General features: G+C 73.4%; 7 protein-coding genes. 1 reads left to right on the plus strand and 6 read right to left on the minus strand.

What is annotated here, in order from left to right; translation table 11 throughout:
- Positions 1 to 99 precede the first annotated feature (99 nt).
- Positions 100 to 1323 (minus strand): alpha/beta hydrolase family protein, encoded by a 1224-nt coding sequence (locus ACFRMQ_RS25600; RefSeq protein ID WP_380732960.1) that lies wholly within the window; start codon positions 1321 to 1323, stop codon positions 100 to 102.
- A gap of 201 nt (positions 1324 to 1524) precedes the next feature.
- On the minus strand, positions 1525 to 2346 hold the full coding sequence (locus ACFRMQ_RS25605; RefSeq protein ID WP_380732962.1) for an isocitrate lyase/phosphoenolpyruvate mutase family protein: 822 nt from the start codon (positions 2344 to 2346) through the stop codon (positions 1525 to 1527).
- 258 nt (positions 2347 to 2604) lie between these two features.
- Between ACFRMQ_RS25605 and ACFRMQ_RS25610 the strand changes: the two genes are divergently transcribed.
- Positions 2605 to 5238, plus strand: a complete 2634-nt coding sequence (locus ACFRMQ_RS25610; RefSeq protein ID WP_380732963.1) for an NACHT domain-containing protein — start codon at positions 2605 to 2607, stop codon at positions 5236 to 5238.
- A gap of 137 nt (positions 5239 to 5375) precedes the next feature.
- On the opposite strand, the gene ACFRMQ_RS25615 is transcribed toward ACFRMQ_RS25610, so the two are convergent.
- The 4 genes from ACFRMQ_RS25615 to ACFRMQ_RS25630 form a co-directional block, all read right to left on the minus strand.
- Positions 5376 to 6914, minus strand: coding sequence for a S8 family serine peptidase (locus ACFRMQ_RS25615; RefSeq protein ID WP_380732964.1), 1539 nt, complete (start codon positions 6912 to 6914; stop codon positions 5376 to 5378).
- A gap of 175 nt (positions 6915 to 7089) precedes the next feature.
- The gene (locus tag ACFRMQ_RS25620) at positions 7090 to 7383 is read right to left on the minus strand and encodes a DUF1330 domain-containing protein (RefSeq protein WP_380732965.1); all 294 of its coding nucleotides are present in this window, start codon (positions 7381 to 7383) and stop codon (positions 7090 to 7092) included.
- A 156-nt stretch (positions 7384 to 7539) separates the two neighbouring features.
- Positions 7540 to 8874, minus strand: a complete 1335-nt coding sequence (locus ACFRMQ_RS25625) for a hypothetical protein (RefSeq protein ID WP_380732966.1) — start codon at positions 8872 to 8874, stop codon at positions 7540 to 7542.
- 94 nt (positions 8875 to 8968) lie between these two features.
- Positions 8969 to 14266: an RHS repeat-associated core domain-containing protein gene (locus ACFRMQ_RS25630; protein ID WP_380732967.1), complete on the minus strand. Its 5298-nt coding sequence runs from the start codon at positions 14264 to 14266 to the stop codon at positions 8969 to 8971.
- Between the last annotated feature and the right edge of the window lie 612 nt (positions 14267 to 14878).

The raw sequence follows: 14878 nt of genomic DNA on the forward strand, positions 1-14878 counted from the left end.
GTTCGCCTCCCGCTGCGAACCGGCCGCGGCCATCGACACCTTCGTCTCGGCCTACGACGAACGCGACGACGAACGCGGCGACGAACGCGACGCCGAGCCCTACCGCTGGAAGAGCACGTCCGGATCGTTCGGCGAGGGGCCGTCCAGCAGCGGACTGTGGATGCCCTTCAGCGTCTGGTCGAAGAACGCTGTCACGTACTCACGGGTGATCACCACTCCGCGTTCCGGGGAGAAGGGCGGCGTCGGGAACCCGGCCTGCTTCAGGAGCAGGTCCCCGTCGGAGAAGATGAAGTGGTCGGCGCCGGTGACCGTCAGCCACTTCTTGTAGCCGCCGAGGGCGGCCCAGGCCCGGTCCCACACGATGCCGTCGCCGCTGCCGGGCGTGTGGCTGCCGGAGACACCCAGCATGAGGAACGGCCGGTCGATCTGGCCGGGCATCGGGACCGGGTGGAAGGTGCCGTCCATGTTCACTCCGGCCCGTACCCGCGGGTCGGCGATCATCGTGTCGGCGGCCGCCGCTCCGCCGAGGGAGTGTCCGGCCATGCCGATCTCGTGCTTGTCGATGAGGTGTGCCAGGGGCCACGCGGTATTGCCACGCGTCAACTGGTCGATCACGAAGGACACGTCCCGCGCGCGGCTGGCGGCGACGGAGTCGAAGTCGAGACGCGTCGGGTCGTCGCAGATCGCGCACGGCGGCGTCCGGCCGTTCGCCAGCGTCTCGCCGCTGTCCTCGTAGGTGTGGCCGACGAGCGCGACGACGTAGCCGTGACTGGCCAGGTCGGTCGCGAGCGAGGTGAGCATCATGCGCGGGTTCTCGGACGCGGGTGAGAGGACCACCAGCGGATGCTTGCCGCGCTGCGGCCGCGCGCCGTCGAAGGCGTGAGTGGTGACGCCGGAAAGGCTCTCCGGGGTGACGCCGGAGCTCGCCGGCATGTTCCGGCGCTGGATGATTCCGGCTGCCTCGGCGAGGGTCGTGTAAGGGGCCGGAGTCCCGGTCCCGGGGACGGCCGGGTAGACCATCGTGACGGTCAGTTGGCGGGGGCCGGACGACGGCACCCACGGGTCGGGACGGCTCTCGTCGGTGAGGTGGATGATGTCCTCGCCGGCGGCGTAGGGGCCGGTCGGCTCGGGGAGCGTGCCGTGGAAGGACCGCGTGGGCGCCGTGGCCGTGGCCGGTGCGGTGCCGGACGCGTGCGTGGCCGCCGCCGGCCACACCGGTGTGGCCGGCGGTGTGGCCGTGGCGGCGAACCCGGCGCCGGTTCCGGTGACGAGGGCGGCGAGCGTCAGCACCGCGACGGCGCTTGTACGGCGATTGCGTTTCATGGGATCGACGCTAGGTTCCGCGGCTCCGTATCGAATCGGCCCGTGGATGCAAACGTTCCGATGGCGTTCGTAGCCCCCGCGAGGTACTGGCGTAATCCGCCGGGAGTATGTCGTGCGGCGCGGGGTTCCCTCCGCCGGCATCGTCGAGCGCCACGTCACCGTGGCGGCGATCCGGCTGTGGCCCGCGCTCCTGACCGGGTGTCAGCGTGTGGGCTCGGCCAGGAGCAGCGCGTTGAGGGTGGGGTGGTCGTATCCGCCCCGCAGGGTGGTCGTCGTGCCGTTCTCCAGCAGTTCGCGGGCTGCCCGGTGGACCAGGCCGTACGCGGCCTCGGCGATGGAGGATCCCGCGCTGACGCGGGCGGCTCCCGCCTCCGCGAGCTCGGACACCGACAGCGTGCCGGGGCCGGCCAGGACGTTCACCGGCAGCGGCTGGGAGCCCACGAGTGTCCTGACCGTCTCGGCGTCCGGTGTGCCGAGGACGAAGACGCCGTCCGCGCCGGCTTCCGCGTAGGCGTGGGCGCGGGTGAGGGTTTCGTCCAGCCAGGTCGTGCGGTCGCCGGGCGGAAGGCGGTGGGTGTCGATGCGGGCGTTGATGAACAGCGGGACACCGGTCTCGTCCGCGGCCTCGCGGGCGGCCGCGATCCGTTCGGCCTGCTCGGCGACGGGACGCAAGGTGTCTTCCAGGTTGATGCCCACGGCTCCGGCCGCGAGGACGCCCCGGACGGTCTCGGCCACGCCGTCGGGGTCGGTCGCGTAGCCGCGTTCGATGTCGGCGGTGACCGGTACGTCGACAGCGGCGGTGATCCGGGCGATCACACCGAGGGCCTGGTCGCGGGTCAGGTGATCGCCGTCGCCGCGGCCGAGTGACCAGGCGACCCCGGCGCTGGTGGTCGCGATCGCGGCGGCACCCGCGTCCGCGACCACACGGGCGGAAGTCCCGTCCCAGACATTGGGCAGGACCAGCGGCGTGCCCGGCACGTGCAGGGAGCGGAACCTCTGCGCGACATCGAGAAGTGTTGCCATGGGCAACATTGCACCACGAGAGCCGGAGGAGCGATTCACGGCCCCGTCGGCGCCGTGCTCCGCCGGACACCACCGATCCCCTCCCGCGACCGAGGTGTGCGGCGCCGGCGCCCGGACGGGCGGGAAGCCCGCGTCCGTCGTCGTGAGCGCACGGTGCCGATCGTGGACGGGAACTGACGGTCCGTCGAACAGAGCGGGACGTCGCTGGTAGAAAGGAAGCCGGGAGGAAGCAGCCGACACGGGGGGTGGAACCGGGGAGTGACGGATTCCGGACACGGCCGCGGGCCCACGAACATCCGCAACGTCGTCACCGACAGCACGGTCCACTACCTGGTGCAGATCGGCGTGCTCAACGGCGAGCTGCACCTGACCGTGCCGCCCCGGGCCGAGGAGCCCCGGACCCCGCTCGGCCTCGCCGAGGAGCGGCTCGCCCGCAGCCTGCTGTACCAGTGGCGGGCCGAGGCCGACGCCTGGGACATGGCCGACCCCGAACCGCTGGCCGTCCGCTGGGTGCACAGCCGCACCGCGCTCGGGCCGGGGGCGGACCTCGGCGGGCGCGGCGACCGGGTCGGCACGATGGCGGGGGCCCTGCTGGGGCTCGACCGCCGCCGCCTGCTGATCCTCGGCGGCGCCGGCGCGGGCAAGACGACGCTCGCCGTGCTGCTCACCCTGGAACTGCTCGCCCGCCGGCTCACCCGGGGCGAGGACGTCCCGGTGCCCGTCCTGCTCTCGCTGGAGTCCTGGGACGCCGAGCGGGTCAACTTCCACGACTGGCTGATCGCCCGGATCACCGAGGACCACCCCGGTCTGCCGCGCGTGGACGGGCTCCACCCGGCTCGCCGGCTGGTGAGCGAGCGCCGTCTGCTGCCCGTCCTGGACAGCCTCGACGAGCTGCCCGAGCACCGGCGGATCGCCGTGCTCGGCGCCCTCGGACGCCAACTGGGCCAGGAGGGCGGGGTGGTGCTGATCTGCCGGACCGAGCCCTACCGCGAGCTGGTGGCGACCCAGCGGGACGTGCTGCGGGTGGACTCGGCGATCGAGGCGCTGCCGCTCGACCCCGCCGACGTCGCGTCCTACCTGCACCGCGCCCGGCAGCCCTCGCGCGCCGCGCAGTGGGCGCCGCTGCTGGCCGAGCTCCGTTCGGCGCCCGACGGCCCGGTGAGCAGGGCGCTGTCGACGCCGCTGATGGTGTGGCTGCTGCGGCGCGGCTACGAGCGGGCGCCCGCGGAGCCGGGCGAACTGCTGGACCGCGGGCGCTTCGCGACCGCCTGGCAGGTGGAACAGCACCTGCTCGACCGGATCGTGCCCGCGTCGTTCCCGCCGCTGCCGCCGGCGCCCGACCGGCTGCACCCGCCCCGGCGGTGGGAGCCGGAGCGGGCGCGGGCCTGGCTCTCCTTCCTCGCCCGGCTGATGAACCGCCAGGAGACCGCCGAGCTGGCCTGGTGGCGGCTGTTCGGCGCGCCGCTGCCGCGGGTGCTGGCGGCGCCCGCGCTGATCGCGGTGGGGATCGCCCTGTCGCTGCTGTTCGACCTGCTGTTGCGCTCCGTCGCCGGCTCCCGCCACCCCTTCGGCCTCGGCACCGGCGTGGGCCTCGGGGTGGCCCTCGCGGGGGCGGTCCGGATGGCCGGGCAGGCGTGGTTCGGGGACGAGACCCCGACGCCCCGGCGGCGGGCCGATCCGCTGCGCTTCGCCAGGGCGCTCCGCTCGGCCGGCCGCGACGGGAGGCTGGGCCGGGCCTGGCGGCTCACGGTGGTGATCGGCGGGCCGCCGGTGATCCTCGCCCTCGGCGTGTTCCAGTTCCTGGCACCGGCGACGGAGGGCATCGCGCTGGTGGGGGCCGCCCTGCTGGCCGCCTATCTGATGATCGTGCTGGCGGCTCCCTCGGACACCGTGGACGCCGCGACCCCCGACGCGCTGCTGCGCTCGGAGCGGACCTCGGTCCTGATGACGACGGTCGTCCTCGCGCCGCTGCTCGGCGTGGGGGTCGGACTGATGGACTGGTCGCGGGCCCAGAACTACCGGTACGCCCAGGCGGACTGGACCTACGCGCTGGCGACCTGGTGCGGAGCCGGCGCGACGTTCCTGCTGCTCAGCCCGTGGAGCCGGTGGCTGCTGGCGCGGTGCTCGCTGGCGCTGGCGGGCCGGCTGCCCTGGCCGCTGATGACCTTTCTGCGGGACGCCCACCGGGCCGGCCTGCTCCAGCGGACCGCCGGGACGTACCGCTTCCGCAACCTGCGGCTCCAGCAGCACCTGGCCGCCAAGCCCGGCTCGGGAGCTTCCGCCGGTCCCGGGGGCGCGGGCATCCCCGCACCACGGGCGCCGGACGCGGCCGACCCGCTCGCCCCGACGTCCCTGCCCCCGGCCTCGACCTGGCGCGGTCTCACCGTGCGGCGCGAGCCCGGCTCGTACCTGCTCAGCGGCCGGGTCCGCACCGTCGTGCTCGCGCACTGGGGCCCGATCGGCGCCCTGCTGGGCCTCCACCTGGTGCGGACCACGGTGACCGGCACCTGGGACCGGCCGGCGTCCTGGAGCCCGATGATCGCGCTGCCCGCCCTCGGCGTGCTGGTGACGCTGATCGGCCTCCTGCCCCGGCGGCGGATCGAACTGCACGTCACCGACACCTTCGTCGCCGCCCTGCGGGGCCGGCACCGGTGCCGCTACGAGTGGCGGGACGTGGACGAGGTGGCCGTCCGCCGGGTGCACGTCCGCGGCCGTGACGTCCGCACCCACGGCATCCAGGTCCGGCTGCGGCCGGGCGCGCCGCTTCCCCCGGCGCGCTACCGGGGGAAGGACGGGTGGTACCTGGTGCAGTCCACGGGCACCGGCCGGGCACTGCCCTCGGACCTGGCCCAGGCGCTGGCCGAACTCTCCGGCGGCCGCTGGCGGCCGTAGCGTGGGCCGGGGTCACCGTCCCCGGCACCGCGCCCCGGCCCGGCCGGCCGCCAGGGCGTTCGGACGCTCCCGGCGCGCACGCCCTCCCGCTGCTCCGGAGGCCGGCGTCGTGACGGCCTGCGAACCGGCGGTGGCGGCTACTTGACCGCGCGCAGGGCGTTGACGATGCCGAAGCCGTAGAAGCCGTTGACGCGTTCCCCGCCCGCGCAGACGGCGTCCGCGGCGCCGTCGCCGGCCCCGGCGGCCCGGGTCGTCGGGCACCCCGGGTTGTCCGCCTGGGCCTTGAGCATCGCCTGCAACTGCTCCGGGCTCGCGTTCGGGTGGGCGGACTTCAGCAGCGCGGCCACACCGGCGACATGGGGCGTGGCCATGGACGTGCCCTGCTCGTAGCCGTACTGGTTGTTCGGCAGCGTCGACAGGATGCCGCCCGACCTGGACGGGGTGTCCGAGGCGACGTACTGGTCGCCGCCCGGCGCCGCGACGTCGATCACGCCGAGGCCGTAGTTGGAGTAGTACGCCCGCGCGTTCGTGGCGCCGGTCGCGCTGACCGTGACGACGCCCGGCAGCTGCGCGGGCAGGTCCCAGCACCTGTGCGGGTCGACCGTGCGGCTCGCCGGGGTGGAGTCGTTGGGGCTGCCGCCGTCGGTGAAGCCGTCGGAGGCCAGGTCGTGGCCGGCGTTGCCGGCCCCGGCGACGTTGAGGGTGCCCTTGCGCTGCGCGTAGGCCTGGGCGCGGTCGACCGCGTCGATGATGGCCTTCTGGTCGGGGTCGTCCAGGCAGTTGTACTGCCACGGGTCCACGTAGTAGCTGTTGTTGGTGATCTGCACGCCGTGGTCGGCGGCGAACACGAAGGCGCAGACGACGCTCTCGGCGTAGATCAGCTGGCGCGGGGTGGGCTGGGCGACGGTGATCCCGGAGATCTTCACCCCGGGGGCCACGCCCGCGACGCCGACGCCGTTGCGGGCCGCGGCGATGGTGCCCGCCACGTGCGTGCCGTGGAAGTAGTCCGGGTCCACCGGCCGCCAGGCGCCGTACGTGGTGTCGGCCTTGCCGCTGGCGCAGCTCGCGGACTGCGAGGGGGAGAAGTTCGGGGCGAGGTCCGGGTGGGTGTCGTCGACGCCGGTGTCGATCACGGCGACCGTGACGTTCCGGCTGCCCGGGTCGATCTTCGCGGCCTTGTCCGCGCCGATCGCCCGCAGCGCCCACTGCTCGGCCTCGAGGGGTTCGGCGCCGTCGCCGGACGCCTTCCCGATGCTCGCGGCCTCGGCCTCGGACAGACGCCGCACCGAGCCCGCGTCGCCCGCCCCCGCCGGGCTCAGCGGCGAGGTCCGCGTGGCCCCCGCCGACTGCACGCCGGGCACCGCGCGCATGCGCCGGGCGAAGTCGGGGTTCGCCGAGTGGGCGACGATGACGCCGATCCCGTCGTGGGTGACGACGATGGTGCCGCCGGCTGCGGTGACGGCCCGTTGCACCGCTGCGATCGTGCGACGGTCGGTCTTGGTGTTGACGACGTACGCCAGGGTGTTCGCGTCTGCGGCCTGCGCGGCGGCCCGCGTGGCGGACTCCCCCCGGGTCGTCGCCGAGGCCGTCGCGGGGAGGGCTCCGAGCGAGGCGGTCAGCGACAGCACGATCGGTGCGGCCAGGCCGAGCCGGAGTAAGGAACCTATTCGAGCCATGTGCTCTCCACATCATCCGGGTTCGGGACCCGGCCGGGAACGGAGCGCCGGCCGGGCTGGTACGGGACGGGTGGTGCAGGAGTGAAGCTAACCCGCCGCCGCGCGAACCGGCAATGACCTTGCACGGACTCCTCGGACCCGGCGGCGCCAGGCCGCCGGGCAGGCCGCCGAACTGTCAGCCGACGCCTTCGACGATGCGGAAGTCGCGCTCGACGGCGTCGGAGAGCACCACCAGCGCCTCCTGGTAGGCCTCGCTCTCGTGAGTCGCGACGGCCTGTTCGAAGCTGTCGAACTCGATCACGATCGTGCGCTCGGCGATTCCGGCCTCGTGCGCGACGACCTGACCGTCGTAGGAGAGGAGCCGCCCGCCCCCGGCCCGGACGGCCAGAGGGGCCAGCTTCTCGTAGGCGGCCAGCTTCTCGGGGTCCGAAATGGTGCGGTAGACGCTGACCCAGTAGCCCTTCGGCATGGAACCTCCAGTGTTCGTCAGAGCATCTGACTTCGAGTATTCAAATCGGATCGATCGTACTCAACGACCGGACGCCGATGGGCGGTTCGGAGAACGCGCCGGTCGGTCCGGTGGGTGGAGCCCACCCGTGCGGAGCCGGCCGCATCCGCCTGACCGTCAGTCGTTCTTGAACGAGCGGAGGTAGACCTGCCAGTCGGAGCTCGTGCCGCCGGGGAGCAGGTTGGAGCTGTTGTCGCCGAACAGCACCGTCCTGCCGTTGTCGGTCACGAACGGCTCGCCGGCGGCGCCGTCCTTCGGCGTGCCGTCGGAGGCCGTGGTGAGGAGCTCGGTGTGCCCGGTCCGCAGGTTCTGCCGGTACAGGTCGAAGCGCGCCTGGCCGGCCCGGATGATCGTGTCGGAGCAGCCGCCGGAGAAGTAGATCCACCGGTCGTCGGCGGTGATGGCCGCCGACGGCTCCCCCCAGCAGATGGCGTCCGGGTTGGTGGAGGTCCTGATGCTCTGGACCCGCTTCGTCCGCAGGTCGTTGACGAAGAGCTCGGTACGGGCCTTGCCGCCCGGCAGCGGGGTCGCGCTGAGGGCGTAGGCGGCGTAGCGGCCGTCGGGGCTGAGACGGATGGTCGGGGCCGCCGCGCCGGGCGTCCCGTCGGGGTCGAGGCCCGCGACGACGGTGGCGCCGCTGTCGAGGTCGGTGGCGTAGAGGGTGGTGAAGCGCAGCCGGGCCAGGCCGGCGGTGCCGCCGTCCGTCGCGGGCAGGAGGTTCCCGGCCTTGGAGGTGTAGCCGACCGTCCGGCCGTCGCCGCTGATCGTCGGGTGCTCCGAGTCGCCGTTGGCGGCCTGCCCGTCGACTCCGGCGCTGACCAGGCGGGTGGCGCCGGTGACGCGGTCGGTGACGTAGACGTTCCGGGTGTTCGGCGCGACGGGTGCGCCCGGCACGAGGTCGGTGCGGGTCGACATGAAGGCGATGCTCCGGCCGTCGGCGCTGATGGCCGGATCGTAGGAGCCGCCCTCGCTCGGGCCGGACGCGGTGCCGTGGGTGACGGCGCTGGTGCGGCCCTGCACGCGGTCGCGGACGTAGACGTCGAACACCCCGTTCGCCTCGGCGGAGAACACGATGTAGCGGCCGTCGCCGCTGATGCCAGCCGCCTCGGTGATCGAGGTGAACGCGGTGCCGTCGTCGGCGCGGCTGACCAGTTCGGTGCGGCCGGTGCGCAGGTCGCGGACGTACAGGCCGGGGCCGGGGCTCGCGTCGGCCACCAGGTTCGTCGCGGACGAGCTGAACAGCGCGTAGTGGCCGTTGCCGCTGATGCCCAGGCCGATGGACGACTGGTTCGCCCGGGCGCCGTCCACGCCGAGGTCGACCTGGGTGATGGGGCCCCAGGCCGGTGCGGCCTGGGCGGGTGCGGCGGTGACGGTGACGGCGGCGGCCACCGCGAGCAGGGCGGCGGCGCGTGCGAGTCCTCGGCCGCGGGTGGTTCGGTTCTTCGGTTCCATGGTGCTGCGTCCTCCCCGGATGGTCGGTCCGGCCCGCCTTCGCTCCCCGTCGGCGGGCCCCGGGGACGAGCCAAGCGCCGGACGCCGCCGGCGGTCAACGGTTCGGACGGAAACCGGCCGAGAATACGCCTTGGAGCCTTGGAGCCTTGGAGCCCTGAAGCCCTGGACGGATCATCCGCCCAGGGCTCCACGGCCACGGTGTCAGCGCCGGCGCCGCTCCAGGAGCCAGGACGTGATCAGGACCGGGACGGACACCTCGAACGCCGAGGTGCCGTCGCCCCGCTCGAAGAGCAGCTCGAACACCGCCCCGACCACGGCCAGGGAGACGCCGAAGCAGAACACCACGACGGACCGCGAGCGACGCATCCCAGTGCCTCCTGTCGCCGTCGGGACGGGCCGGCCCGGATTGCCCGGGCCCGCCCGCTCGGAACGCCGACAAACCCCTCGCCCGCCAGGGGGTGGCCCAGGAACCGTAGGTGCCGTACGGGATCTGGGTCCAGCGCCCGACGACGAGCGAGGCCCCGGCGTTGATCGCCAGGCACTCGCCGCGGTTCTTGGCCCAGAGCGCGGTGCCCTGGATCCATGCTCCGATCACGCCGATGGCGACGCCGACCGCGACGCCGGGCGGTCCGAAGAGCCCGGCGATGAGGCCCGCGGGGCCGTAGATGAACACCGAGTAGTCGGCGATCCGCTGGGTCCAGCGCTTGTTGAACACCGCCTGCGCCTGGATGTAGCCGTAGCCGCTGCCCCAGCCGCCGGTCCACATCTTGGCCCAGACCCGGCCCCAGTCGAAGTACCAGGTCCGCGACCAGGACCAGCGTCCGTCCAGGTCGGTGCAGTTGACCGGGTCGCCGGCGCAGTACTCGTAGGCGTTGGTGTTGCCGCCGTACACCGGGTCGATCGACTGGAACCGGCCGCTGCGGCCGTCGTAGAGCCGCGCGCCCATCAGGAGCTGGCCGCTCGGCGTCTCCGCCGAGCGCTGGTTGCCGCCGAGCCAGCCGTAGCGCGCCGCGGTGCCGGCCGTCTGCTGTCCGCCGAGTTCGTCGGCCTCCAGCACCACCGGGGACTTGGTGGTGTCCAGCGGGAGCACCACGTTGACGTCGCCGTGGATGTTGGTCAGGTAGAGGACCGTGCCGCCGGTCTTGTCGGTGGTCGCGGCCAGCGTCCCGTCGACGCCCGCCACGTTGCGGGTGACGGTGCCCGCGGCGTCCTCGACGATCCAGCGCGGGGAGTCGTTGTCCGCGCTGTAGTGGTTGGTCTTGACCCCGGTCCGGGTCCAGCCGCCGGAGGCGTTGGACTCGGTGGTCGCCGCCCGGCGGCGCAGCGAGGGGTCGAGCGACCAGGTCTGCCGGGTGCTGCCCGAGGTCTGCTGCTGGACGAGGTCGCCGACGTAGTACGCGGTGGTGCTCCCCGGCGCGCTGGTGGCGCGGCCGAACGCGTCGTAGGCGTACCCGGCGTCGACCAGGCGGTCGGCGCTGTCGTAGGCGTGCGCGACGGACGCGCCGGGCCCGGTCGGGCAGGGCGAGCCGAGCGGCACGGTGGCGGACGTCTGCGCGGTGCGGTTGGCCCGCTTGTCGTAGGCGTAGGTCCGCAGTGAGCAGCCGGTGGTGGTGGTGTCCTGCACCTGCGTCAGACGGCCGGCCCTGTCGTACCCGTACACCTGGTTGGCGCGGGTCGCGGAGTTGGTGTGGGCCGTCACCTGGCCGTGGATGGAGCGGGTCACGTTGTCGGCGGCGACCACCGCCCCGTCGGAGTCGCGGGTGTAGACCCGGCTGACCGGCTCGCCGATCGTGTTGGCGGTGAGCTGGAGGGTGTACCCGCCGGGCAGCTGCTCCTTGCCGACCTCGCCGCTCGCGTTGTAGGTCGCGGTGAAGGTGCCGGCGACGGAGTCCACGGCCTTGACGGGCAGGCCGCGGGGTTCCGCGGTGTCGTCGTAGGTGTAGGTCGTGGTGGACGGGACGTTGTCGCCGGTGCTGACGATCCGGTCCAGGCGGTCGTAGACGGTGGTGGTGGTGCCGCCGTCGGCGTCCGTGTAGGAGATCGGGCGGCCGAGCTTGTCGAACACGCGGGTGACCGTGCCGCCCGAGGCCATGGTGGTGGTGACCGCCCGGCCGGTGGCCGGGTCGTAGCCGGTGGTGGTGGCGGACTGGGCCTGGCCCAGGGTGCCGGTCACCGTCACGGTGGTCTGACGGCCCGCCGCGTCGTACGCGGTGGTGGTGGTCCGCTCGGCGCCGCCGGAGGTGTCCGTGGTGGCGGACGGCTGGCCGTAGCGGGTGTACTCGTAGGTGCTGTCCGGGAGTTGGGCCGGGTTGGTGCCGCCGCCGGTGATGTCGCCGGCCGGGCCGGTCCAGCAGACCTGGTCGGCCCACTCCGGGCGGCCCTTGCACCAGCCGGTGCCGGTGGCGGACCAGTAGACGGTCACCTTGGCGCCCGCGTCGTTCGAGGTGGCGCCGGGCAGCACCTGGTTGACGATCCGGCCCTGGGCGTCGTAGCCGGTGCCGGTGCTGATGTCGAGGCCGCCGGAGTCCCGGGTCTTGATGATCGGCAGGCCCTTGGTCCAGTCGTACTGGGTCTCGTCCACCCGCTTGTCGGCGAGGATCGAGTCGTAGCCGTTGACCCGCAGGCCGTAGGTGGTGATGGTCAGCAGGTCCTGCGCCTTGGCGGTGCCGTCGGTCGGACGGCCGGTGTCGTACTCCTTCACCGCCCAGGAGCGGGCGGCCACCGAGGAGCCGGCCTTGAGCAGCACGGCGCCGCCCGAGGTGAAGTCGGAGGTCAGGGTGACCCGGTGGAGCGGCCCGAAGGTCTCCCTGGCGCGCACGCCGGTGGAGTCGAAGTAGCTGTAGTCCTCCAGGAGTTCGGCCCGGTCCTGGCTGCTCAGCGACTGGATGCCGAGGTCGAGCTGGACGGCCTGGTCGGCGGGGGTGAGGCCGAGCGCCACAGCGCGGTTGGCCGGGCTGAGCGAGCGGACGGTGTTGCCGAACCGGTCGTACTGGTTGGTACTGAGGTACCCGCCGGGCGCGGCCGTGTTCACCTCGCGGCCGTCCGCGTCGGCGTAGACCACGGTGGCCCGGCGGTAGTCGGCGGCCGACAGGCCGGCGCCCGCGTGGGAGGCGGGCACCACGTCGGCCGGGAAGACGGCCGTCGCGTCGGCGGGGACGTCCCGCTGGTTCCACGCCAGCACGTCGGAGGCGCGCAGCTGGTAGGGGGCGTTCGCGCCGCTCAGCGGGATGTCGTAGACCACCGAGGAGACGGCCGTCCCGTCGGTCTGGGTGGCCGAGCCCTGGGCGAGGGTGGGGCGGGACACCGCCAGCAGCATGCCGTCACCGGCGGTCGCGCTGTTGCCGGCCTGGCCGTAGGTGAAGGTCCAGGGCAGTTCGCCGGGGGTGGTGAGGGTGGTCACCCGGCCGCCGGTGTAGGCGTAGGCGGTCTTCAGCGGGGTGGCGAGCCGGGGGTCCCAGGCCTCGCGGAGCTGGCCGGCGGAGTCGTACGCGTACGCGGCGACGGCCTCCGGGGTGGCGGCGGCGGCCCCGGGGTCGGTCGCCCACGCCCGGACCTGCTTCACCTGGCCGGCGAAGTCGCCGAGGGCGGAGCCGGCCGCGGTGGTCGACGTGGCGTACACGTACTCCAGGACGCGGCAGCCCTTGGTGGCGGGGGTGGTGGCGCAGGTGTCGGCGGCCACCGCGGTGGTCGGAGCGACCACGTAGCGGGGGCGGGCCACGGTCCTTCCGCCCACCACGGTCTTCTCCGAGACGACGGTGGTCGTGGAGTTGCCGGTGGCGAGGTAGGTGGTGGCGAGCGTCCAGGTGGTGGCGGCGCCGTCCACCTTCGCGAAGGTGGCCGTCCGGCCGGTGCCGTCCTTCAGGGTGAAGGAGCCGGTGAAGGAGCCGGTGAGCGTCAGGTCCTCCGCGCCGGGCTGCGGCTGCCAGCCGCCGCCGCTGGTGGCGGTGAAGCCGAGGCGGTCGCCGGTGGAGGTCACGACCACGGCGGACGAGGCCGAGGCCTGCTGGATCTCGGTCCAGTTGGTCTCGGTGGTCTTGCTGACCACGCCGGCCGTCCACTGGGGGCCGAAGATCGGGGCCTGGCCCTCCTGGGTGGCGCCGGAGTCCGGCTGGCGGGACGAGGCCGTGCGGGCGACGCCGACGCCGAAGACGTTGGTGTCGGTCGCGGTCAGCGCGTAGTCGCCGGTGAGGGTGTTCAGCGAGCCGGGGCCGAGCTGCTGGTGCGGCGCGGTTCCGGCCCGCCGGTCCACGGTGACGGTGCCGGCGGGGGAGTAGCCGGTGGTGCCGGTGGCGGTGAACTTCGCGCGGACCTGGACGGGGCCGTCCTTCGCGATGGTCCCGGTGATGTTCCAGGTCAGGGCCGGCGCGTCGCCGCCGGACACGGCGAGCGGCCAGGTGACCGCGGAGCCGTTGGAGGACCTGACCACGTCGGACGCCGGAACGGCCTTCCAGCCGTCGGTCTCGCCGAAGCGGTACTCGTACGCGACGCCGGTGTACTTCGGGCTGCCCTTGGCGCTCAGGGTGGTGCGGCGGGCCGAGACGGCGCCCTGGGCGGGGCTGAGCAGCGAGGCGCCGTCCGCGCCCACGCCGAAGGAGAACGCGGCGGTGTCCGCCGAGAGGTTCCCGGCGGCGTCGACGGTGCGCGCGTAGAGGGTGTGCCAGCCCTCGGCGGGCGAGACGGTCACGTTGAGGCCGTGCCCGCCGGTGCCGCTCGCGGTGTCGTAGAGGCGGGTGGAGGCGGCCGGGTCGTCCAGACCCCAGCTGTAGCCCAGGCCGTCGGTGGAGGAGGTGGACAGGGTGCACTGGGTGCCGGCCGGCACGGTGGCCGTCCAGGTGTCGGCCGGCACGCCGGCGCAGGACACCGTGGGGGCCGCGGGCAGCGAGCTGTCCGAGACGAAGGACGTGTAGGCGCTCCACGCGCTGTAGTCGGTTCCGTCGTAGGCGCGCGCCCGGAGCCGGAGGTGCTTGCCGTCGGGCAGCGCCTTGGTCTGCGGGACGAGGAGGGTCGCCGGGGTGCCGGAGTTCACCGCGCCGGACTGTGCCGTGAAGGTGTAGGTGGTGTCGGCGGAAGCCGGGTCCGGCGATATCTCGAATTCGACCCGGTAGGTTCCGCCGTCGGGGTCCGAGGCGGTCGCGCGGAGCGTCGGGGTCGGGCTGCTGGAGTAGCTCTGCTGGTTGTACGGGTTGACGAACCAGGGCGCGGCCGACATGTCCGAGGGGACGGTCGGTGCGGTGTTCCCCGTCGTGGCCGCGGCGGCCGGTTGGGTGGCCACGGCCATTTCGGTGCCCTGGAAGAGGGCGACCGAGAGGGCCAGTGACACCGCGGCGGCGACGGGCCGGATGCCGCGGTCGATGGGGGTGGGCCGTCGGCCCCGTGATCTGTGGGCGCTCACGTGCGCAATTCCCGCCTTTTCATGGTTGGGACGAACAGGTGGGGCAAAGGCTAGGGGCGGATCCGGTCTTGTGGAGGGGAATTGTTGATCACGGTTCTGCAAAATTGTCGCTCATGGCGCCCTTGGAATTGATGGGCTTTTGCAATTTTTTCTATAGGGTCTTGTGGGAAGGAATTCGACCGCCTTTTGGGGCTTTGGTCGTCTTTTTGGCCCGAATCGATTCGGCGGGTTGGGGTGGATTCTCCGTCGGGCGCGCGACGCGCTCCGTCGGCCGCACCGGTGTCCGGGTCGTCGACGCCGGGGTGGGTTCACTCGATGGGCTGATTGCGCATGCTGCCGCGTGTGGCGCCGGCCGGTGGCGGCGAGGTGCTGCCATCGTTCGGAGATCACCTGCGAGGGGCCTCATGACCGATACGACCGACACCTCGTCGAGGACGGCCGCCGATTGCGTGCCGCCCACCCGCCTGTTCCTGGGGGTCGGGCGCCGAACGAGTTCCGCCGGGATCCCGGCTCCGGCCGGGACGGCGAGTTCCGCCGGGACCGCGAGCACGGCCGGGACTCCGAGCGCCGCCGGGACCGCGAGCACCGCCGGGACCGCGAGCACCGCCGAGA

The organism is Kitasatospora sp. NPDC056783, from assembly GCF_042789895.1.
Classification (GTDB): Bacteria; Actinomycetota; Actinomycetes; order Streptomycetales; family Streptomycetaceae; genus Kitasatospora.